The organism is Xanthomonas bromi (assembly GCF_900092025.1).
Taxonomy (GTDB): domain Bacteria; phylum Pseudomonadota; class Gammaproteobacteria; order Xanthomonadales; family Xanthomonadaceae; genus Xanthomonas; species Xanthomonas bromi.
The window spans coordinates 144,177-164,635 of sequence record NZ_FLTX01000008.1; the positions used below are offsets into that span (position 1 = coordinate 144,177).

Genomic DNA, 20,459 nt, shown 5'->3' on the forward strand with positions numbered 1-20,459 from the left:
ATCCGGCTCAGTCAGGGAGCGCAGCCTGCTCTGCATGCGGGTCGTTTCCACGCAATAACCCGCGCTGCAATGCCTGCGCCAGTGCGCTTTCGCGGCTGCGTGCGTCAAGCTTGCGGTACAGGTTTTTCAGATGGAATTTGACCGTATTCTCCGATGGACGCAGGCAGCGTGCGATTTGCTTGTTGGAATAGCCGCGCGCCAGTTCCGCCAGCACCTCCGGTTCGCGCTCGCTGAAGATGTCGCCGGCCGGGTCGTCGTCGCCGCTGAGGCGTTCCAGCAAGGCCTGGATGGTCAATGCACGCGTGGTGCCGCCAATGGTATGCGGATCGTGTTGGCGTAGCGAACGCAGCATCGCTTTGGCGGGCAAGCCCAATTCCACGATGGTCTGCCAGCTTTGCGTGAGTGCGACATGCTCCAGCGCGCTGTATAGATGCGGCAGGGCGGCAACCAGTTCGCCGCGTTGCTGCAGTACCAGCGCAATGCGCGCACGGGTGCGTGCCAGATGACAGGCATTGTCGTTGGCCAGGCAGGCCTGTTCGATCTGCCCAAGAATGGTCAGCGCCGCGCTGCTGCGTCCGGCCAGGCGATGCCAGCGGGCAAGCGCGAATCCAATCGCCGCGCGATCGTGCCAGCGATGCGGCGAGCGCAACGTATGCGCCAGGCCGGATTCGCCGCCGGTGCGTGCGGGTCCTGGTCGCGGTTATGCAGTACTACGGCGCACAGCGCGTTGTCTGCGCCTGCGTTCTGCAGTGCCAGCGCAAGATGGCCGAGAAAGCGCGCGGCATCGGCATCGTCTTCGTCCAGCGACAGCCAGGCCACCGCGCCCGGGTCACGCGCACTCAGTTGCGCATGCCACTGCGCGAGCAGCGGAAGCCGGGTGGGGCAAGCAAGAGCGTCAGCGGGCGTGCCTGCGCCTGATCCAGCGCAGCCAGCAGCGCGTCACGCACCACTGCACCGGCGCGCGGCAGCTGCGGCTCCAGCTTGCCGGCAAGCAGCCAATCGGGAATAACCGGGTCGCGCGACAGTGACGGGCGCGGGGTGAGCAACGCAACAGGCTTGAGCATGAGGCGAGAGCGACCGTATCAAGCGTCGGCAGCATGCCGGCTCGACACGCTGCAGATCGTGGTGAAACAGCGGCAATGCAGCGCGATCACCCGACTCGGCGACGACGTACAGCAACTGCTTCGAGGGTCCCCACCCATGCCCGTCCATGAGTACCTTTCAGAAATGTATGACGGCCGCGCAACAAAAGCAAAGCGTGTTACGCCGAGTTACCGACTTTCGCGCGATGGATGCGCCAGCTTGCGCGCAGGGGCAAGAACGCGCCGGTCGTCTGGCCCCAGGGGCGGCCCCACCACGGAGTGACGCCCACAGGTGTTCCTGCGACCCGTGCGGCGGCGCGTCGGCTATGACCGCGAGCAGCCCGCACCGCACGCCGTACACACGCACGGCCAAGCCCGTCAGCGATTACCGCAGCGCGGCCAGCCGCAAGGGCCTAAAGCCACTCAGGAGCGCAAAGCCGCGCTCCCATAAGGCTCCGGCAATCACCGATTCCCCATTCCCCATTCCCCATTCCCCATTCCCAATTCCCAATTCCCGATTCCCAATTCCCGATTCCCGATTCCCGATTCCCGATTCCCAGCCGCTCAGCGCGCCACTTCGGCAAACGCTTCGTGCGCCGCCGCCAGCGTGGCTTCGATCACCGCCGCGTCGTGCGCGCTGGACATGAAGCCGGCCTCGTACGCCGAGGGGGCCAGATAGACGCCCCGCTGCAGCATCGCGTGGAAGAAGCGGTTGAAGCTGGTGATGTCGCACGCCGTGGCCTGTGCGTAGCTCTCCACGATCTCGTCGGTGAAGAACAGCCCGAACATGCCGCCGACCTGATTGGTGGTGACGGTCATGCCGGCCGCGCGCGCGGCATCTTCCAGGCCCTCGCACAGCATGATGGTGGCCTCGCTCAGGCGGGCGTGGAAGCCCGGTTCCTGCACCAGTTCCAGCATCGCCAGGCCGGCCGCCATGGCCACCGGGTTGCCCGACAAGGTGCCGGCCTGGTAGATCGGCCCGGCCGGTGCGATCTGCTCCATCAGGTCGCGTCGGCCACCGTACGCGCCCACCGGCATGCCGCCACCGATGATCTTGCCGAAGGTGGTCAGATCCGGCGTCACCCCGTACAGCGCCTGCGCGCCACCCAGTGCGACGCGGAAGCCGGTCATCACTTCGTCGAATATCAGCAGCGCGCCGTGTCGCGTGCATAGCGTGCGCAGATGCTGCAGATAGCCGGCCAGCGGCGGAATGCAGTTGGCGTTGCCCACGACCGGCTCGATGATCACTGCCGCCACCTCCACACCGATCTCGTCGAACAACGCGGTGGCGCCTTCGAAGTCGTTGAAGCTGAGCGTGGCGGTCAGCTCGCTCAGCCCTGCGGGCACGCCGGGCGAGGTCGGCACGCCCAGGGTCAGCATGCCGCTGCCGGCCTTGACCAGGAACGAGTCGCCATGGCCGTGATAACACCCTTCGAACTTGATGATGCGATTGCGCCCGGTGGCGCCGCGCGCCAGGCGCACCGCCGACAGCGTGGCTTCGGTGCCGGAGTTGACCATGCGCACCATCTCGCAGGAGGGCACCAGCCGGGTGATGGTGTCGGCCATGGTGACTTCGGCTGCGCACGGCGCACCGAACGACAGCCCGTCGCGGATCGCCCGCTCCACCGCTTCCCGCACGGCCGGGTGGTTATGCCCGGCGATCATCGGCCCCCACGAGCCCACGTAGTCGATGTAGCGGTTGCCGTCGACGTCGAACAGGTACGGGCCATCGGCGCGCGCCACGAAAAACGGCTCGCCACCGACCGATTTGAAGGCCCTCACCGGCGAGTTGACGCCCCCGGGTAGCAAGGTCTGCGCCTGGGCGAACAGGGCGTGGGAGCGGGAGTGGTTCATGCGCGCAGATCCTTGAGGAATACCGATTGGGGGCATCGACGCCCGGCAGTGGGCATCGCGTCCGCCATTGTAGGCCTGCAGCCCCGCGCGCCTACCCACCGGACGCCTGCCTACCCGTCGGAGTGGGCGGGTAGGGGAACTTGGCTGCCTATGATCGAACGCGACGGAATCGACAGTTCTGGAATGAGTTCATGGCGGGCGGTCATTGGCGTCCTGCCGCGGATGTTCAGAAAGTGCGATTCCGCTAGCCATTGGCGCCGTTCGTTTGTCGCCTTGCCGACAGTTCAAGACCTGGGGAGAAAGCATGAACCGGAATATCCAGAAGCGTGCCTTGGCATTGGCGTTGGTGGTGGCCATGGGCAGCGTGCATGCACAGTCCACCACCGGCAGCATCGTCGGCAGCGTGGGGCAGGGCAGTGGCACGAGCGTGCTGGTGGAAAACAAGAGCGGCCTGCGTCGCGAAGTGCCGGTGGACGCGCGCGGCCGCTACACCGCCGGCAATCTGCCGCTGGGCACCTACAAAGTGACGGTCAAGCGCGATGGCGTGGTGGTGGAAACACGCGAGAACGTCGCCATCACTGTCGGGGCCAATACCGAGGTCTCGTTCGCTGCCAACGCTGCGGGGAGTAGCGTGCAGACCCTGGACAGCGTGACCGTCACCGCCGCCAGCCTGACCAGTATCGACGTCAGCAGCGTGGATACGCGCACTGTCGTTACCGCCGAACAGCTGCAGCAACTGCCGCTGGGCCGCACCGCCGAAGCGATCGCGTTGCTGGCACCGGGCGTGGTGGTCAACAGCGGCGGCTTCGAAAACGGCCCGCTCGGCGGCTCGCTGCCCAGCTTCGGCGGCTCGGCCGCCAGCGAAAACGCCTACTACCTCAACGGCTTCAACACCACCACCATCAGCAACAACCTGGGCGGCTTGACGCTGCCCTACGGCGCCATCGACCAGCAGGAAATCTTTACCGGCGGCTACGGCGCGCAGTACGGCCGCGCCAATGGCGGTGTGATCAACCAGATCGGCAAGCGCGGTACCAACGAATGGAAGTTCGGCGCCGCGGTGATCTGGGAGCCGAACGGCTTGCGCGCCAATCAGCGCGATATCTATTGGCGCCCGGACAGCCAGGCCAGCACCGTCAACAACGCCGCCTACCGTTATGCCCGCGCGGCCAACGGCCTGTACCAGCCGGCCAGCGAGGCAGAAGCCAACCAGACCACCTACAGCGCCTATGTCGGCGGGCCGATCATTCAGGACAAGCTGTTCTTCTTCCTGGCCGCCGAACAGGTCGATTCGGACGGCGTGCGCGTGGGCACCAATCGCGATACCGACAACGGCCGCACCGGTGGCCTCACCGACTACGACTACAAGCAGAAGCGCTGGTACGCCAAGGTGGACTGGAACATCACCGACAACCACCTGATCGAGGTGACCGGTGCCAGCGACGAGGCCGAAACCAATGGCTCGATCTATCGCTACGACTATCTTGCGCGTCAGCGTGGTGCCTATTTCACCGACGAATCCATCTGGAAAACCGGGCCGACGCTGTTTACCGGCAAGTACACCGGCTATCTGGGCGACAACCTCACCGTGACCGCGTTGTACGGCAAGATGAAAACGCCGGACGAACTGACGCCGTTCAACTACGACGCAGCCGGTGGCCCGGTGATCAATAGCGCCGCGCTGCAGAATCCTGTCTATACCGGCGGTACACCGCGCATCGGCAACCAGCTGGTCACCTCGGTCAGCTTGCCCGACCGCGCATACAAAAAGGACAACCAGCGCCTGAACCTGGAATGGCGCATTGGCCACCACACGCTCAACTTCGGTCTCGATCACCAGATGTCCGAAGGCATCGATGTCGGCTCGATCCTCTCGGGTCCCGGTTTCGCCTGGACCTACGGTCAAACCAATGATCCGTACGGGCTGGCTACCGGCGGGCTGGTGAGCCAGTCGGCCAACGAAGCCGGCAGTGTCGGTGCGCCGAGTCCGGGCCTGGTGGATCCGGTCAACGGGTCGAGCGGCTACTACGTGGTGCGTAACGTCAACACCAGCCTGTATTCGTACGAGGCCAAGCAACGTGCCTATTACATCGAAGACAAGTGGCAGGTCACCGATAACCTGCTGCTGAGCCTGGGCCTGCGCAAGGACGAGTTCACCAACTACACCCCGTTCGGCGATCCCTATATCGAAATCGATAACGCCTGGGCGCCCAGGTTGGGCTTCAGCTGGGACGTCAATGGCGATTCCAGCTTGAAGGTGTTCGGTAACCTTGGCCGTTACTACCTCGGTCTGCCGCTGTCGGCGGTGAGCCTGTTCACCCCGGCGACCACCACCGATACCTACTTCACCTACAGCGGTATCAATGCCGATGGCACGCCAATTTTGGCGCAGCAGCTGGGCTCGGCGGTATCGGCCAACTCGCGCTTCGGTCGCATCGCCGATGTGCGCACGGCAGTGGTCAAGGACATCGAGGGCGAGAATCAGGACGAGGTCATCCTCGGCTTTACCAAGCAACTCGACACTGGCTGGATATTGGGGGTGCGCGGCACGCATCGCCGCCTCAATGCCGGCATCGACGACCAGAACTACGACGTCTCCAACACCGCGCTGATCGCCGCTGCCGCCGCGCAAGGCGTGACCATCGACTTCTCGCAAGTCGCCGGCGCGTCGCTGATCAATCCCGGCCAGACCAACACCTGGGGCGTGATCGGTACCGACGGCCAGTTTCACGAAGTGCCGGTGAGCCGCGAGGCGGCCGGTTTCCCGAAGTTCAAGCGCAATTACTCGGCGGTCGAATTCAATCTGGAACGCCCGTTCGACGGCCAGTGGTACGCCAAGGTCAACTACGTCTGGTCGCATAGCTACGGCACCACCGAAGGTCAGGTACGCTCGGACCTGTGGCGCACCGGCGGCGCGCTGGGCAGCTATCAGGGCCAGGCGTCAGTCTCGACCACGCAGAGCTGGGACCACGCGGCGCTGATGGAACACTTCAACGGCGATCAGTCCAACGACCACCGTCATCAGCTCAAGCTGTTCGGCTTCTACCAGTTCAACCCGCAGTGGGGCGCCTCGGCCAACTTCAGCCTGATTTCCGGCGCGCCACATAACTGCCTGGGCAACTACTACGGCACTGAATACAGCGGCCGCGATCCGGCCGGCTACGGCGGCAGTGCGATCACCGGTGGGCCGTACCATTACTGCTACAACCCGGAAACCGGCACCGGCAGTGCATCGCCTCCGGACTCGCAGGGCCGGCTAGGCTGGATCGCCCAGCTCGACATGGGCGTGACCTACAAGCCGTCCTTCGCCGACGGCAAGCTGGCGTTGCGCTTGGACGTGTTCAACATCACCAACGAGCAGACCGCGACCAACATCTACCCGTTCTCGCAGCTACCCGACAACACCACCAATCCGCTGTGGGACCAGGTCGTCGCCTATCAGGGGCCGCGCTCGGGTCGGGTGACGTTGAGCTACGACTTCTGATCGCGCCGATTGTGGGGACCGATGGCGGGCATGGATGCCGCCATCGAGCCTGTAAGCATGTACTTGCAGCGTGTCCCGCTGGCGTCGCGTGCAGTGCGCTCGACGCTTCCCGCTTTTCGAATCAGGCGATACCGAGAAATGAAAAACTCACTATCTTGAAACGCATGAGAGGCTTGGAAAAGTTTCACGGCCTGAAAGGCTGCCGCACTACTCCACGAACCCCGCGCGATATGCCTGCACTGCAGCGACCGGATCCGGCGCTGCGTATACGCCACTGACCACGGCAATCAAGTCGGCACCCGCAGTCACCAGCTCAGGCACGTGCGCAGGCGCAATACCGCCGATCGCTACGCGCGGCAGGTGCAGTTCGGCCGCCTGCTGCAGCAGCGCAGGCGTGGCACGTCGGGCGGTCTGCTTGGTGGTGGTGGGGAAAAACGCACCGAAGGCCACATAACTGGCGCCCGCTGCGGCTGCAGCGCGCGCGCGTTCGATCTCGTCGTAGCACGACACCCCGATGATGGCCTGCTCGCCCAGCAGGGCGCGTGCGGCCGCTACCTCGCCATCGTCTTCGCCCAGATGCACGCCCTGCGCGCCGACCTGCGCCGCCAGCTGCGCATCGTCGTTGATGATTAACGGTACACCGTGTGCTGCGCACACCTCGCGCAAGGCGCTGGCCTGTCGTAGCTGTAGCGCCGCGTCTGCCTGCTTGTTGCGGTATTGCAACCAGGTGATCGACGGCAGCAATGGCGCCGTGCGCAGAAGCAAGCGCTGCGTATTGGGCTCGTCGGGGGTGATCAGGTAGACGCCGCGGATGTTGAGACGGTTGGGCATGGCAGCGCTTCCGAAAGCGGTGGATGGAATGGGACAATGCGGTCCCACCGTTGCATGACTGCGATTATCCGATGAGCGAGACATCCACGACCACCTACCGCACCTGGATGTGCGTCGTCTGCGGGTTTCTCTATCACGAGGCCGACGGCATCCCCGAAGAAGGCATCGCGCCCGGCACCGCCTGGCAAGACGTGCCCGATACCTGGACCTGCCCCGATTGTGGTGTGACCAAGGACGACTTCGAGATGGTGGAGATTGACTGAGCGCTTGCCTGCCCGGATCGGGTATCGATCAGCGGCAGCAGAGCCGCGCTGCGGCGGCCAAGCGGATCGCGATGCGGGCGGGTTCAGTGCGCGCGTGAGCGCTGGCTGTTCAACTCGACCAGATGCTCGTGCAGATTGCCTGCGTCCTGCGCGCCTGGATTGAGCAGCAGGTAACGCGACAGATCGTGGCGTGCACCGGAGCGGTGGCCCAGGTGCAGGTAGGCCATGCCGCGATCGCGCAGCGCCTCGGGTTGGTCAGGCACCAGCTTGAGGATGCGGTCGGCGCTGCGTGCAGCGCGGTCCCAGTGCTCGGCATCGGCGTAGACGCCATGCAGATTGCGCAGGATGCGGATCAGGATCGCGCGGTGCGGGGCAGGGTCGAGAATCTGCGCCAAGGCGCGGTCGTCGGGAATTTCGCCCCCCAGATGCGGGCGGGCGCGTTCGCGCAGCTCGTCCACGCCCAGCGGGCGACCACCGTTGAACGGGTCCATCACCAGCACGCCGTCGTCCACCGGCAGGCGGACCAGGAAATGGCCGGGAAACGAAACTCCCGCCAGCGGGATGCCCAGGCGTCGGGCCACTTCGATCTGCACCATCGCCAGCGAAATCGGGTTGCCCAGCCGGCGCTCGAACACCTGGTTGAGATAGCTGTTGCGCGGGTCGTAGTACTCGTCGTGATTGCCCGAATAGCCCAACTCATCGAACAGGTAGCGGTTGACCGCCGCCATTTTCAGCGGCCACAGGTCGATCGCATCCACCTCGCGGCGCAGATGCTCGACGTGGCTCTGCACCAGCGTGTCGTACAGCTCGGCGTCCAGCTGCGGATATTCGTCGCGCGCGATCAGCAGCGCGGTGGACATCAACGGCACCGCATCGTCGTCCAGGCTGGCGAGCGCGGTCCAATGGGGAAGTGGGAGCATGTCGACCATGCTGACAAGAGTGTCGGCAAGCGCCGCGAGGTTCAAGTCCGGTGCTTCCTGACAGGAGACACCGCATCGCTGTGAATCACTTCAGATTGGGAATATCCGGACTGAAAACAAGTTCGGTGCCATCCTGGAGGTTGAGCTTGGCCGCCTGACCGGCGTTGAGTTCCAGCACGTAGCGCGCCGGTGCTTTGCTGGGGTAGGGCGGGCAGGCATCGCCGGCCGAACACGGCGGCACATCGCGCTGCTGCGACACCAGCCGGCGCTGCTCATCGAAATACAGGATATCCAGCGCGATCTTGGTGTTCTTCATCCAATACGCCATCGGCTCCTGGCGGTCGTGGATGAACAACATGCCGCGATCTTCGTCCATGGCATCGCGGAACATCAGGCCCTTGGTGCGATCTGCATCGTTCTGAGCCAGCTCTACCTTGTAGCGCGTGCCCGCGAGTTCCACCCAGCTGCCGCTGCTGGCGCAGCCGCCGAGCAGGATCGAGAATGCAAGGGCGAAAAAACGGAGACGGCGCATGCGGCAGACCAGCGGACGGGGATGCCGCACCATCTTTCAAGCGGCCGCGTGCGTCAAGCTGCTGCGGTGCGTTGTGCGGTCGCTGCAAGTTCTCTGTGTGCGGCCCGTCATCGCTTCGCAATGCGGGCCGCAACTGTGCGTGCGCGTGCCCGAATGCGCTCGTTCAGATCACCCGCGGCGGTTCGCCGCCGACGATCACCACATCGGCCGGGCGGCGCGCAAACAGGCCCACGCAGACCACGCCGGGAATCTGGTTCAAGCTGCGCTCCAGCGCCACCGGGTCGGTGATCTGCAGGTTGTGCACGTCCAGCACCACGTTGCCGTTGTCGGTGACCACGCCATCGCGCCACACCGGCTGGCCGCCAGTCGTGGCCAGGATCTGGCGAGCGACCAGGCTGCGCGCCATCGGAATCACTTCCACCGGCAGCGGGAACTTGCCCAGCACCGGCACCTGCTTGCTCGGGTCGACGATGCAGATGAAGCGCTCGCTGGCCTCGGCGATGATCTTCTCGCGTGTCAGCGCTGCGCCGCCGCCCTTGATCAGGCAGCGGTTCGGGTCGCACTCGTCGGCGCCATCCACGTACAGCGACAGCGTGCCGGTGTGGTTGAGGTCCAGCACCTCAATGCCGTGCTGGCGCAGCCGCGCGGTGCTCTGTTCGGAGCTGGACACTGCGCCCTTGATGCGATGGCCGATGCGGCCCAGCGCGTCGATGAAGTAGGCCACCGTCGAGCCGGTGCCGACCCCGACGATCATGCCGTCTTCCACGTAATCGATCGCCTTTTCGGCGGCCAGGCGTTTTGCTTCGGACATGGGTAAGAGCTCGGGATTAGAGATTTGGGATTGGGGATTCGGCAGAGCGGTGCAACGCAGGCGGGCATTGAGCGAATCCCAATCCCCCACTCCCGGCTATTCCAGCGCTAACAGCAGCGTCCACTGCGCGGCAGTCACCGGCAGGATCGACAGCCGGTTGCCCCGCGCGATCAGCGGGAAGCCTTCGCCCAGCGCATCGGCGTGCTGCTTGATCTCGTCCAGCGCGATGGTGCGTTTGAGCTTGCGCTCGAACGCCACGTCCACCAGCATCCAGCGCGGATCTTCGCGGCTGGACTTGGGGTCGTGGTAATCGGACTTCGGGTCGAACTGGGTGTCGTCCGGATATGCCGCGCTCGCCACCTTGGCGAGGCCGACGATGCCGGGCACCTTGCAGTTGGAATGGTAGAAAAACACGCCATCGCCAACCTGCATGCCATCGCGCATGAAGTTGCGCGCCTGGTAGTTGCGCACACCGTTCCACGGCTCGGTGCCGACGCGCTCCAGATCATCGATGGAGAACGTGTCAGGCTCGGATTTCATCAACCAATAGCGCTTGCGGGCAGTCATTCGGAAACGGCGTCGTTTTTCAGGAAGGTGGCGTGTTCGGTGCAGATGGCGTCGACCGCCACATCCCACGCTTCGGTGGGCAGGGCGGGCACCTGCTGCGCAGCGAAGCCGACGCCGACCAGCCAGGGCGGCGGCGCCTGGCGATGCCGGAACGCGAAGCTGCGATCATACCAGCCGCCTCCCATGCCCAGCCGGCGGCACGCCGCATCGAAACCCGTCAACGGCGTCACCACCAGCGCCATCTCCTCTGGTGCCAGCGTGTCTGCGCGCGCCATGTCCGGCTCGGGAATGCCGTAACGATTGCTCACCAACGGCTGGCCCGGCCGCCACGGCGCAAAGCGCAGCACCCGTCCATCCAGCACCGGCAGGCAGTAGCGCACCTCGGCCGGCAGGGTCAGCTGCCAGCGATGCAGCGCGATTTCGCCATCCATCGCCCAATACCCGGCCACCGCGCCGCTTTGCGGCGCAAAGGGCAGCGCCAGCAAGCGTTCCGACAAGGCATCGGCAGCGGCCAGACGCTGCGCGGCTGGCAGGCAGCGCCGCTGCGCGCGCAACTGTTGGCGCAACGCATCTCGGTCCTCGGTCATCGGTGTCTCGCGGCGCAATCGGTGCTGCATTGTCGGTGGCGCGCGCGCGCATGCCTAGCGGCGCGTGCCATGCCGCTCGCAGAGGCGCTTGGCCTGGAGGCCGGCGCAAAGCGGGCGGTGCGCGCGCTGCCGGCTCCTGTCCTTGGCATCCGCTCGTGCATGCGCGATGCAGCTTGTGCATCGCTGCGCGCGGTAACGCTGTCGATACAGCCGCATCGCTCAAGGCACCAGACCAGCTGGGCTGCGTCGGCTATCACCCGTCAGACGTTCGGACACGCAAAAAGAAACGACGCCCGAAGGCGCCGTTTCAGATTTGCATTCTCCGCCATGACGATGCGGGCGAAACGACCTTGAACCCGGGGTTCAAGTGGGGACGTTGTGAGGCCATCGGGCTTCCCGCTACAAGGCGGACTTGCACTCCCGGCTTCGTCGCGCCCCCGTGGTCGTAATTAAGGGACAAGGCGAATGTTTTGCACGCTGTCGTTTACAGCAGAGAACGCAGAGGAAGTATAGACGTCTGTGCCGCGATGGCTAGCCCATTCGTCGGCCGACGGGCTTGAGGATTCATATTTGCGATGGCAGTGCGAATTCCACTCAACGCGGCGTGTCGGCAACGCTGTCGAGCCTGCGATTCAGGGTGTCCAGCGTGTTGGCCAATTCACGCTCGTAGAGCGCCTGCTGTTCGCGCAATTGCTGCAACTCATGCGCCAGATTGAGCGCAGCCAGCACCGCCACCCGATCCACCGCCGCCATGCGATTGCTGCCGCGGATCTCACGCATGCGCAGATCCAGCAGCCGCGAGGCCGCGGTGAGACTTTCGCGCTCGTCGGCAGTCACGCCCACCGTGTATTCACGATCCAGAATACGCACGCTGACCGGTTCGTTGTTGCTCACGTGTGCTGCTCCAGTGACTTCAAGCGGGCGATCATCGCCTCCACGCGCGAGCGCGCCTGCTCGTTCTTGGTCAACAGTTGCGAGCGCTCGCCGATGAGCTGCTCCTGCTGATGTCGCAGGCTGCGGTTCTCGTCGGTCAATCGTTGAGTACGCTCGACCAACGCCTCCACGCGGGCGGCGAGTGCGCGGAGTTGAGCGAGGGCGGCAGCGTTGTCCATGCGCTCACGATAGGGGCGCGTGCGCGCGGTGGTCAAGCGGTCGCGCATGCCCAGACCGCAGGCGTCAGCCCAAGCCCCGCAAGGCCTCGCACAGGATCGAGACAGGCCGGCTTCACGCGCGTGGAACGCGGCAAGGAGCGCGCAGATCGCGGCTCATGCGGGCCGCCTTGATACACTGGGCAGTCATAGCGCTGGCCCCTGGGCCGGCGCCTCTCGCTCTTCAGCCCGGATGACCCGATGGATCTGCCCGATGTAACCGCTGTGCAAAACGAAAGCCGTCAGCTTGCGCTGGCGTCCTCTGCGGCGGAGTTGCATGGTGGGCTGTGCGGGTGGCTCTCCGGCGGCGGCGCCGACAGCGCAGACTGGCTGGCACGCATCTTGGCAGACTCCGGCCAGGTTGCGCCCAAGCAGGGCGGAGCGCTGGACCAGCTGCGGCAGGCCACCGTGGCGCAACTGGAAGACCGCGATTTTGCCTTTGAACTGCTGCTGGTCGAAGACGGCGCCCCATTGCCTGCGCGCACCGATGCGTTGTTCGACTGGTGCCGCGCGTTCCTGGGCGGATTTGGCCTGGCTGCGCAGCAGCGTCCGGCACTGAGCGAAGAAGGCGAGGAAGCGCTGCAGGATCTGGCGCGGCTGGCGCAGGCCTCCAGCGACGACTTCGACGCGGCCGACGAGGACGACACCGCATTGGCCGAGATCGGGGAATTCGTGCGCGTGGCGGTGCTGTTGCTGCATGGCGACTGCGTGATGGGGCCGCGCTTTCGCCAACGTCTGAACTGACCGGCCCGCCATGAAAAAGCTCACCGGGATCGGCGCGGCCGAGTACGCACGCCGGCGCAGGCAACTGATGCAGATGGCTGGCGAGCAGGCGATCCTGATTCTGCCGGCCGCGCCCGAGCGCGTGCGCAGCCACGATACGCATTATCCGTATCGGCAGGATTCGGATTTCTGGTATCTGAGCGGGTTTCCGGAGCCGGAAGCGGTGCTGGTGCTGGTGCCCGGTCGCAAGCATGGCGAAGCGATCCTGTTTTGCCGCGAGCGCGATGCCGAGCGCGAAGCCTGGGATGGCCCACGCGAGGGCCAGGAAGGGGCGGTGGAACGCTATGGCATGGACGATGCGTACCCCATCGACGATGTCGACGAGATCCTGCCGGGCCTGCTGGAAGGGCGCAGCCGCGTCTATTACCACTTCGGGCGCGATGTCGATTTCGATCTCAAGTTGATCGGCTGGCTCAAGCGTGTGCGCGAGCAGGTGCGCCACGGCGCACAGCCTCCGCATGAATTTTTAGAGCTCGGGCATCTGCTGCACGAGCAGCGGCTGTTCAAGTCGCGCGACGAGATTGCGTTGATGCAGCAGGCCGCCGACATTAGTGTGCGTGCGCACCGCGCGGCGATGCGGCTGGCGCGGCCGGGCGTGCATGAGTACGAACTGCAGGCGGAAGTCGAGCGCGAATTCCGCGCTGCCGATGCATGGCCGGCATACGGCAGCATCGTTGGTACCGGCAGCAATGCCTGCGTGCTGCATTATCGCGCCAACAACGCGCGCAGCCGCGATGGCGAGCTGGTGCTGATCGATGCCGGTGCCGAATACCGCGGCTATGCGGCCGATATCACTCGCACCTTTCCGATCAACGGCCGCTTCACGCCGGCGCAGCGTGCGCTGCACGATCTGGTCGGTGCTGCGCAGGCGGCTGCACTCGCGCAGGCATGTCCCGGCGTGGCCTACGAAGCGGGGCATCTGGCGGCAGTGGAAACCTTGACCGAAGGGCTGCTGCGCCTGGGCCTGCTCAAAGGCAAGCTCGAACGCAACATCGCCGACGGGCACTACAAGCGCTTTTATCGGCACAAGACTGGCCATTGGCTCGGCCTGGATGTGCACGATGTGGGCGACTACCGGCTTGTCGGCGACTCACGGCTGCTCGAGCCCGGCATGGTGTTCACCATCGAGCCGGGCCTGTACGTGTCTGCCGACGACACCTCGGTAGAGGCCAAATGGCGCGGCATCGGTATTCGCACCGAAGACAATGTGCTGATCACTGCCGATGGCCATCGGGTGCTCACCGATGCGCTTGCGCGCAGCGCGGACGACATCGAAGCGGAGATGGCTGGCGCGCGTGTCTAATTGCCGAGGGATCGATCGTCAGAAGCGCCGGTCACCTTGCCGTCGGCACCTTCACAGAGACGCCGGATGCTTGGCATGTCGCTGCATCAGCGCAAGCGGCTGGTGGGCCGGCGCAACCGCACAAGGCACTCAATGTGCGCAAGGCATCTGGAGCAGCCAACAAAACTGTTGTGCAGCCGCCAGGCAGGCGTGGCCGGTGCTCGGTGCGGCATGTACTCCCTCGTGCTGCGGTTCTGGGTGTGCCGCCCGCACCCACCTGACGACTGCTCGCTACGTGTTGCCAGCCGCCCTTGGTGCTACGCGCCAAGCGTGTGTCCAACGCAGCGCGTGCGCAGTCGAGGTGATCTTGCCAGGCGCGCCGCAAGCACGACGCGCCGCCGGTTTCATTGCCCCAGCTGCGGCGTCTGCGTGCGCTCTGGCTGTTGCATCACCTCGCCAGGTGCGGCGCTCTGCTGCGCACGCGCGAAGGACTGTTCTTCGGGCGTAGCCAGTGCCTGCTCGGTTTTCATGTGCGCGCGCAGATGTGCCGGGTTGGTAGGGTCGCCCTGCACCACGAACACGTTTTCGCCGCCGTGCACGCCGGTCTTGTTCGCTTCGCTCATCAGCACGTGATCCACGCGCGATAGCCCGCTTTCTTTGGCCAATGGCAACAAGGCAGCGATCAGTCGCGCGCTGTTCTGATCGGGCGCGCGTCCGTGCGCGGCGTCGATCGCATGCACGCCGCATTCGATCTGCTGGTACATCGGGTGGTCGGGGTGCGAGGTCTGGCGTGGGTCGTTCATGGCGATGCTCCGTGCTGTGATGTGCAGATCAGGGTGCGGCAAAGACCGGGCGGGTCAGGTTTTCCGGTGCGTCATCGGTGCACACCACTTCGTCTTCGATGCGGATGCCACCGTAGGGCTTGAACTCGTCCACGCGCTGCCAGTCGACGCTGGCCGCGTGGCCGTTCTTTTTCAGTTCGTCCAGCAGCATGTCGATGAAGTAGACGCCGGGTTCGATGGTCACCACCATGCCCGGCTCCAGCCCGCGGGTCAGTCGCAGATACGGGTGGCCGGCCGGGCGTTCGATGCGGCCGCCGCGGTCGCTGGCGGCGAAGCCGGCCACATCGTGCACCTGCAGACCGATCAGATGACCAAGGCCATGCGGGAAGAATGCAGCGCTGACGCCGGTCGCCAGTGCCGCTTCCGGCGAGACGGTGAGAATGCCGAACTCCTTGAGGATGCCCATCAACGCCAGATGCGCATCGAGATGCAGCTGCGTGTAGTCCACGCCGGCGCGTACGTTCTGGCCTATGCGGACCTGCGCGGCATCCACTGCATCGATCAATGCCTGGAAGTCGCTGCCGGGATCGGCGGCGTAGGTGCGGGTGATATCGCTGGCGTAGCCGTACGCTGAAGCCCCAGCGTCGATCAGGAAGCTGCGCAGCGGCTGCGGCGGCTGTTGGCCCAGTTCGGTGTAGTGCAGCACCGCGCCGTGTTCGTTGAGCGCGATGATGTTGCCGTACGGCAACGCGTTGGCGTCCTGGCCCACCGCCGCGCAATACGCCATGTGGATGCCGAATTCGCTCTGGCCGGCGCGGAACGCCGCTTCCGCAGCACGATGGCCACGTACGGCCATTTGTTGGGCGATGCGCAGCAATGCCAGTTCGTACGGCGTTTTGAACGCACGTTGGTAGTCCAGGTAGTCGAGCACCGGCTGCGGATTGTTCGGTATATACGCACCGAGCGTGCTGTGCGTCTCGCCAAGAATCGCGCAGCGCTCAGCGTGTTTGGGCAGCAGCGCCAGCGCCTCGTCCGGGGTGCGGATGATGTGGATATCGCAGTGTTCGACCCACCAGCCACTGGGCGCGTCGGGCACCACATGCCAGTAGTCGAACGGCTGATAGAAGATCACCGTCGGGCGCTTGCCTGGCGTGTAGACCAGCCAACTGTTGGGGACCCGTGTCAGCGGCACCCAGGCCTTGAATTGCGGGTTGACCGCGTAGGGGTAATCGCGGTCGTCGAACAGGTGGTAATGCGTGCTGCCGCTGGGCACCACCAGATGCTCGAAGCCGCCGCGCTGCAGCGCTTCGTCGGCACGCGCGGCGAGCGTACGCAGGTGGTCGGAGTATAGGCTGCTCAAGGAGGGCTGGGGCATACGGGGCTCGATCGGCGATGCAAAGGCAGGACGCGAGTTTGCCGCAAACCCGGTGATGCGGTCAGCCCGCCATGTGTTCTTCGGCGATCCACGCGCGCAGGCGCTGCCGGTGCGGTTCGGACATGGTCAGGAAGCGCACGCCGGCCCAGGACTGTCCGGGCGCGTGCGCGGCTTCGGACCACAGCAGATGTACGCCGACATCGATCTCGGTGGCGCGGCCGACTCGCTCGGGCAGCGTGAAGCGCAACTGATACAAGGCGTCGTCCTGCAGCGGAGCCGACCCCAACAACAGCATGCCGGTTTCGGAGAGGTTGCCGACCCGGCCGATCTGCGCCTCGGTCAGCACGTCGATGACCGGTAACAGATCGGTCGGCTGGCGGCGCGGCGCGCGGCGGGTGTCCTGGATCATGGCTGGGTCTCGGTAACAGGCGATTGACCGGCCAAGCTGCGCAGCGTACGCACGGTGGCATGCCAGGCGCGATCGATCAGTCGCGATTTTTCTTCCACCAGTAGACGCGCCTGCCCACCGGCCATCAACCGCGCCAGGCTATCCAGCGAGTGCTCGCCAATCTTCTGTCCGCGCTGATTCACGAACAGCGCGTTGCCGGTCATCGGGCTATACCAGGACAAGCGTTGCCGGCGCAGATCGCCCTGCTGGTTGATCACGAATTCGAACCAGGTGCCGAACGGCAGGCTACGCACTTGCGTGTAGCACTGCTCTTCGGCCGGCGTGCGCTGGGTGGCTGCCGGTTTGCGCGGAGCACTGTCGCCCTGGTCGCCGAGGCGGGTACGTGCCTTGAGCCGGGCGGCCAGTTCGGTGCGCGACGTCACCTCGTCCTCGCCACCGGGCGTGGACAAGCGCCGCGCGATCGCTGCCGCTTCATCGTGGTGATAGCCCACTTGCAGCAGCGCGGTTTCCACATCGGTGCCGAGTGCGATGTCGGTGGGCTGGCCCTTGCTGCGACAGGTGACCTCGGCAATGCGCGCGGTCAGCGCCTGGCGCTCGTCCCATTCGGGCGATTGCTCGCCCTGGCGCAGCAAGGTGAGCGTGAGCACGTCCGACCAGGCCTGGCGCAGCAGCGATTGCACGAAGCGCGGTGGCGCGCTTTGTTCGCACAGTTGCTCGATGCGCGCTTCGGCCTGTTGCTTGGCCGATTCCAGACGCTCCTTGCCGCGCGCGGCATCCATGTGTCGTCGCTCGGTCACTTCGGCCTTGCGCGCGAGTGTGCGCAGATGCGCCTGGATGTCGTTGTTGGCTGCGGCGAATACCGCTTCGTCGCCTTGATAGTCGTTGACGATGGTGTCGACCGCGCTGCCCAGCTTGTGCAGCAGTTGCGGGTCGCTATCGTTCTCGCCCAGCCACACCGCGCCCGACTCGGCCACGGTGTTGAGCAATTCGCGCACCGGGTGCTGGTCGCGCACGAAAAAATGCGCGTCGGCCAATGCGGCGCGGACCACCGGCACCTGCAATTTGGCCAGCAATGCCTGTGCCGGCGTCTGCTCGCGCACCTCGCGCTGCATCTGCGCGTAGAGCAGGCCGAGCAGGTCGAAGGTGTCGTTGTCCTGCGGCGATAGCGTGGCATCCGGGCCGTACTGGCTGCGCAGTTCCTCCAGTACCTGCCGCTGCACCGCATCGATGCCCGATGCTTGCGGTGTCGCCGCGGCCTGCGTGGCCAGCGCGCGTTGCAGGCTGGCCAGCGCATCGCCGAGCGCAGCCTTCGGCACCGCAGCGGTGGCGCTTTTGTGCGATGTCTGGGTCGCTGCTGCAAGCAGCGTGGAGGAGGGCGCCATCCCGTTGTTGGCCGGCACTCCTGCGCTTGCGTGACCAGCTGCTTGCGACTGGCGTGCCGACGCCATCAAGCCGCCCAGCGCCTGCATTGCCTCGTCGAGCGCCGGCGACAGTGTCTGCGCGTGTGCAGCGATCGCAAGCGCCGGTGGCGCAGCAGCGGGATCCAGCAAGACGCTTTGCCACGCCGTCGGCGCGGAGTGGCCTGCCCAGCCGGTCGCCGGCCGCGGCATCCGCGAGGCTGCAACCGTCATGTGGGTTGCGGCAGCGTCTTTCGCGCCGTGCGCCGATGCCGGCAGCGCATGCCGCGTCTGCACCTGCGTGGGTTTGACCAGGTACGGGTGGTAGATCAGCCCCGGCAGGATGCCTTCCTGGTCAAGCGTGCTGTTGGCGCTTTCGAACAGATCGCCCAGACGGTCCATCACCTGGCGCTCGAAGACCTTGTACAGCGTCAGCTGCCCATCCAGGCTCAGTCCGAGCGATTCCCCGCACTGACCCACGATGCGGCATAACGCGTAGGGGCCAAGCGGCAATTCTTCCAGCTCGAATTCGGCCACCGTCCCGATCACCGCCAGGCGTTGCGCCAGCAAGAGCAGAGCATTGGCGCGCCGGGATGTCTCGCGGCGTGCGATTTCGCTCAGCACGATGTCGCGATCGATATCGGTGTTTTCGACCAGGGTCAGCATCTGCGGCTGCGCAGCGACGTCGCTCAATGGCGCCAGCACCGGGCGTTCGCGCAGGCCGGCCAGCGCCTTGGCCAGTTCATGCAGAAATGCCTGCGGAAACCGGTCGATGTGGTCACGTAGGCCGCGTGTCTGTGCGTAGATTTCCGTCTGGATCTGGCTGTTGCGCGCGTGCTCGGCCTGATGCAGCAGCTCGCGTTCCAGCTCGACGACGGTCAGCCGCAGCGGTCCGCTCAGCGCCTGCGCGCAATGCGCGTGCAGCATGCCGAGCAGGTGCCTGCCGCGTGCGGACACCGGCGCATCGGCAATCGGGCCGCTGGGTGCGGGTTGCAGGGAAGGCACGGGCGTAGACATCCGGGGGAGGCTGGCTCAGTTCGAAGCGTGAGCTATGTAGCATGTTTTCCGGCCGGCCGCGGGGCATTGGCGCGCCCAGCGCAGCCAGGTCGCGTGATGCCAAGCCGCGAACCTACGGGCGCGCCGCGCGCATGCGGCCGGTCGACCCGCGATGTGTGGCGCCTTCAGCGCAGGAACAACTCGACCACATCATTGGTAAAGCGACGTCCCAACTCGGTCGGCACCACGCGCTCGTCCTGCCGGGTCATCCAGCCCTGGGCCACTGCGCGCGCCAACGGCGCCTCGATGACGGAGGCCGCAAGACCGGTAGACGCTTCGAAATCGCTCAGCCGGAAGCCTTCGTGCAAACGCAGCAGGTTGAGCATGTATTCGAATGGCAGCCGTTCGCGCGGCACGATGTCGTCGCCGCCGATGGATGCGGCAGCGCCCGCGCTGGCCAGATAACTCTGCGGATGCTTGTGCTTCCAGCGCCGCAGTACGTGCTCTTCGGCACCGGAGCTGATCTTGCCGTGCGCACCCGCACCGATGCCCAGGTAATCGCCGAAACGCCAGTAGTTGAGGTTGTGCGCGCACTGCCGCCCCGGCTTGGCGTACGCGCTGACTTCGTACTGGGCGTAGCCGGCATCGGCCAGCAGGCGTTGGCAGTGTTCCTGGATATCCCAGGCGGCATCGTCGTCGGGAATGCCCTTGGGCGGCCGCGCGAAGAACACCGTGTTTGGCTCCAGCGTGAGCTGGTAATGCGACAGGTGCGTGGGCTGCAGCGCGAAGGCGCGTTCCAGATCGTGCTCGGCCTGCATCAGCGTCTGCTCGGGCAACGCGTACATCAGGTCGATATTGAAATTATCGTAGCCGGCATCTTGTGCCAGTTTGATTGCGCGTTCGGCTTCGGCGCTGTCGTGGATACGGCCCAACCGCTGCAGCGCCACGTCGTCGAAGCTCTGTACCCCGAAGCTCAGGCGGTTCACGCCCGCTGCGCGGTAGTGCTCGAAACGGCCGTGCTCGGCAGTACCCGGATTGGTTTCCAGGGTGATTTCAAGATTCGGCGCAAACCGCAGTCGTGCCGCGGCAGCTTGCAGGAAGCGGTCGATCGCCTCTGGTGGGAACAGGCTGGGCGTGCCGCCACCGAAGAACACCGAATGCACCACGCGGCCCCAGACCAGCGGTAGATCCGCATCCAGGTCGCGGATCAATGCATCCACATACGCCTCGAACGGCAACACGCCCTTGGCCGCATGCGAGTTGAAATCGCAATACGGGCATTTGCGTACGCACCAGGGCAGGTGCACGTAGAGCGACAGTGGCGGCGGAATCAGCTGTGGCATTGCGCTACGCGTG

19 protein-coding genes, 2 other RNA genes and 1 pseudogene are annotated in these 20,459 nt (G+C 65.4%); 5 read left to right on the forward strand and 17 right to left on the reverse strand.

Features of this window, described 5'->3' with window-relative positions:
- Nucleotides 1–7 precede the first annotated feature (7 nt).
- The 3 genes and pseudogenes from XBLMG947_RS03265 to hemL all read right to left on the reverse strand — a co-directional run.
- A pseudogene (locus XBLMG947_RS03265) lies at nt 8–685 on the reverse strand (helix-turn-helix transcriptional regulator); the annotation flags it as partial.
- A 154-nt stretch (nt 686–839) separates the two neighbouring features.
- Entirely contained in the window at nt 840–1,064 is a 225-nt protein-coding gene (locus XBLMG947_RS03270) for a transcriptional regulator (RefSeq protein ID WP_065466361.1), read from the reverse strand.
- 582 nt (nt 1,065–1,646) lie between these two features.
- A complete protein-coding gene (hemL, locus tag XBLMG947_RS03275) occupies nt 1,647–2,936 on the reverse strand; it encodes a glutamate-1-semialdehyde 2,1-aminomutase (protein WP_065466362.1) in 1,290 nt (429 codons plus the stop codon).
- Nucleotides 2,937–3,240: 304 nt separating this feature from the next.
- Here hemL and XBLMG947_RS23105 point away from each other — a divergent pair, with 304 nt between their 5' ends.
- Complete coding sequence (locus XBLMG947_RS23105; protein WP_065466363.1) at nt 3,241–6,420, forward strand: TonB-dependent receptor domain-containing protein; 3,180 nt, start codon at nt 3,241–3,243, stop codon at nt 6,418–6,420.
- A 207-nt stretch (nt 6,421–6,627) separates the two neighbouring features.
- Here XBLMG947_RS23105 and thiE read toward each other — a convergent pair whose 3' ends face one another.
- Nucleotides 6,628–7,251: a thiamine phosphate synthase gene (gene thiE, locus XBLMG947_RS03285; RefSeq protein WP_065466364.1), complete on the reverse strand. Its 624-nt coding sequence runs from the start codon at nt 7,249–7,251 to the stop codon at nt 6,628–6,630.
- 23 nt (nt 7,252–7,274) lie between these two features.
- On the opposite strand from thiE, the gene XBLMG947_RS03290 reads away from it, so the two are divergent.
- Nucleotides 7,275–7,514: a rubredoxin gene (locus XBLMG947_RS03290; protein ID WP_065466365.1), complete on the forward strand. Its 240-nt coding sequence runs from the start codon at nt 7,275–7,277 to the stop codon at nt 7,512–7,514.
- A gap of 83 nt (nt 7,515–7,597) precedes the next feature.
- On the opposite strand, the gene XBLMG947_RS03295 is transcribed toward XBLMG947_RS03290, so the two are convergent.
- The 8 genes from XBLMG947_RS03295 to XBLMG947_RS03330 all read right to left on the reverse strand — a co-directional run bounded on the left by XBLMG947_RS03295 (nt 7,598) and on the right by XBLMG947_RS03330 (nt 12,043).
- Entirely contained in the window at nt 7,598–8,479 is an 882-nt protein-coding gene (locus XBLMG947_RS03295; protein WP_065466366.1) for a SirB1 family protein, read from the reverse strand.
- A 40-nt stretch (nt 8,480–8,519) separates the two neighbouring features.
- On the reverse strand, nt 8,520–8,966 hold the full coding sequence (locus XBLMG947_RS03300; protein WP_065466423.1) for a DUF192 domain-containing protein: 447 nt from the start codon (nt 8,964–8,966) through the stop codon (nt 8,520–8,522).
- Between the two features lie 163 nt (nt 8,967–9,129).
- Nucleotides 9,130–9,777, reverse strand: a complete 648-nt coding sequence (gene rpiA / locus XBLMG947_RS03305; RefSeq protein WP_065466367.1) for a ribose-5-phosphate isomerase RpiA — start codon at nt 9,775–9,777, stop codon at nt 9,130–9,132.
- Nucleotides 9,778–9,873: 96 nt separating this feature from the next.
- On the reverse strand, nt 9,874–10,344 hold the full coding sequence (locus tag XBLMG947_RS03310; RefSeq protein ID WP_065466368.1) for an EVE domain-containing protein: 471 nt from the start codon (nt 10,342–10,344) through the stop codon (nt 9,874–9,876).
- Nucleotides 10,341–10,931: a 5-formyltetrahydrofolate cyclo-ligase gene (locus tag XBLMG947_RS03315; protein ID WP_065466369.1), complete on the reverse strand. Its 591-nt coding sequence runs from the start codon at nt 10,929–10,931 to the stop codon at nt 10,341–10,343. Before XBLMG947_RS03315 ends, XBLMG947_RS03310 begins: the two co-directional genes overlap by 4 nt.
- A gap of 315 nt (nt 10,932–11,246) precedes the next feature.
- Nucleotides 11,247–11,430, reverse strand: a non-coding RNA gene (gene ssrS / locus XBLMG947_RS03320) — 6S RNA.
- 95 nt (nt 11,431–11,525) lie between these two features.
- Nucleotides 11,526–11,825, reverse strand: coding sequence for a cell division protein ZapA (locus tag XBLMG947_RS03325; RefSeq protein WP_065466370.1), 300 nt, complete (start codon nt 11,823–11,825; stop codon nt 11,526–11,528).
- On the reverse strand, nt 11,822–12,043 hold the full coding sequence (locus tag XBLMG947_RS03330) for a TIGR02449 family protein (protein ID WP_065466424.1): 222 nt from the start codon (nt 12,041–12,043) through the stop codon (nt 11,822–11,824). The genes XBLMG947_RS03325 and XBLMG947_RS03330 overlap by 4 nt, the downstream gene beginning before the upstream one ends.
- Nucleotides 12,044–12,280: 237 nt before the next feature.
- Here XBLMG947_RS03330 and XBLMG947_RS03335 point away from each other — a divergent pair, with 237 nt between their 5' ends.
- The 3 genes from XBLMG947_RS03335 (at nt 12,281) to XBLMG947_RS23910 (ending at nt 14,451) form a co-directional block, all read left to right on the forward strand.
- Entirely contained in the window at nt 12,281–12,823 is a 543-nt protein-coding gene (locus XBLMG947_RS03335) for a YecA/YgfB family protein (RefSeq protein ID WP_065466371.1), read from the forward strand.
- A gap of 10 nt (nt 12,824–12,833) precedes the next feature.
- On the forward strand, nt 12,834–14,165 hold the full coding sequence (locus tag XBLMG947_RS03340; protein ID WP_065466372.1) for an aminopeptidase P N-terminal domain-containing protein: 1,332 nt from the start codon (nt 12,834–12,836) through the stop codon (nt 14,163–14,165).
- A 214-nt stretch (nt 14,166–14,379) separates the two neighbouring features.
- A non-coding RNA gene (locus XBLMG947_RS23910) (sX9 sRNA) lies at nt 14,380–14,451 on the forward strand.
- Nucleotides 14,452–14,548: 97 nt separating this feature from the next.
- On the opposite strand, the gene XBLMG947_RS03345 is transcribed toward XBLMG947_RS23910, so the two are convergent.
- The 5 genes from XBLMG947_RS03345 to hemW all read right to left on the reverse strand — a co-directional run bounded on the left by XBLMG947_RS03345 (nt 14,549) and on the right by hemW (nt 20,446).
- Nucleotides 14,549–14,947, reverse strand: a complete 399-nt coding sequence (locus XBLMG947_RS03345) for an XVIPCD domain-containing protein (RefSeq protein WP_065466373.1) — start codon at nt 14,945–14,947, stop codon at nt 14,549–14,551.
- A 28-nt stretch (nt 14,948–14,975) separates the two neighbouring features.
- Nucleotides 14,976–16,301, reverse strand: a complete 1,326-nt coding sequence (gene pepQ / locus XBLMG947_RS03350) for a Xaa-Pro dipeptidase (protein ID WP_065466374.1) — start codon at nt 16,299–16,301, stop codon at nt 14,976–14,978.
- A 61-nt stretch (nt 16,302–16,362) separates the two neighbouring features.
- Nucleotides 16,363–16,710, reverse strand: coding sequence for a PilZ domain-containing protein (locus XBLMG947_RS03355; protein ID WP_065466375.1), 348 nt, complete (start codon nt 16,708–16,710; stop codon nt 16,363–16,365).
- A complete protein-coding gene (locus XBLMG947_RS03360) occupies nt 16,707–19,124 on the reverse strand; it encodes a DUF1631 domain-containing protein (RefSeq protein WP_065466376.1) in 2,418 nt (805 codons plus the stop codon). The genes XBLMG947_RS03355 and XBLMG947_RS03360 overlap by 4 nt, the downstream gene beginning before the upstream one ends.
- A 164-nt stretch (nt 19,125–19,288) precedes the next feature.
- Nucleotides 19,289–20,446, reverse strand: a complete 1,158-nt coding sequence (hemW, locus tag XBLMG947_RS03365; RefSeq protein WP_065466377.1) for a radical SAM family heme chaperone HemW — start codon at nt 20,444–20,446, stop codon at nt 19,289–19,291.
- Nucleotides 20,447–20,459 lie beyond the last annotated feature (13 nt).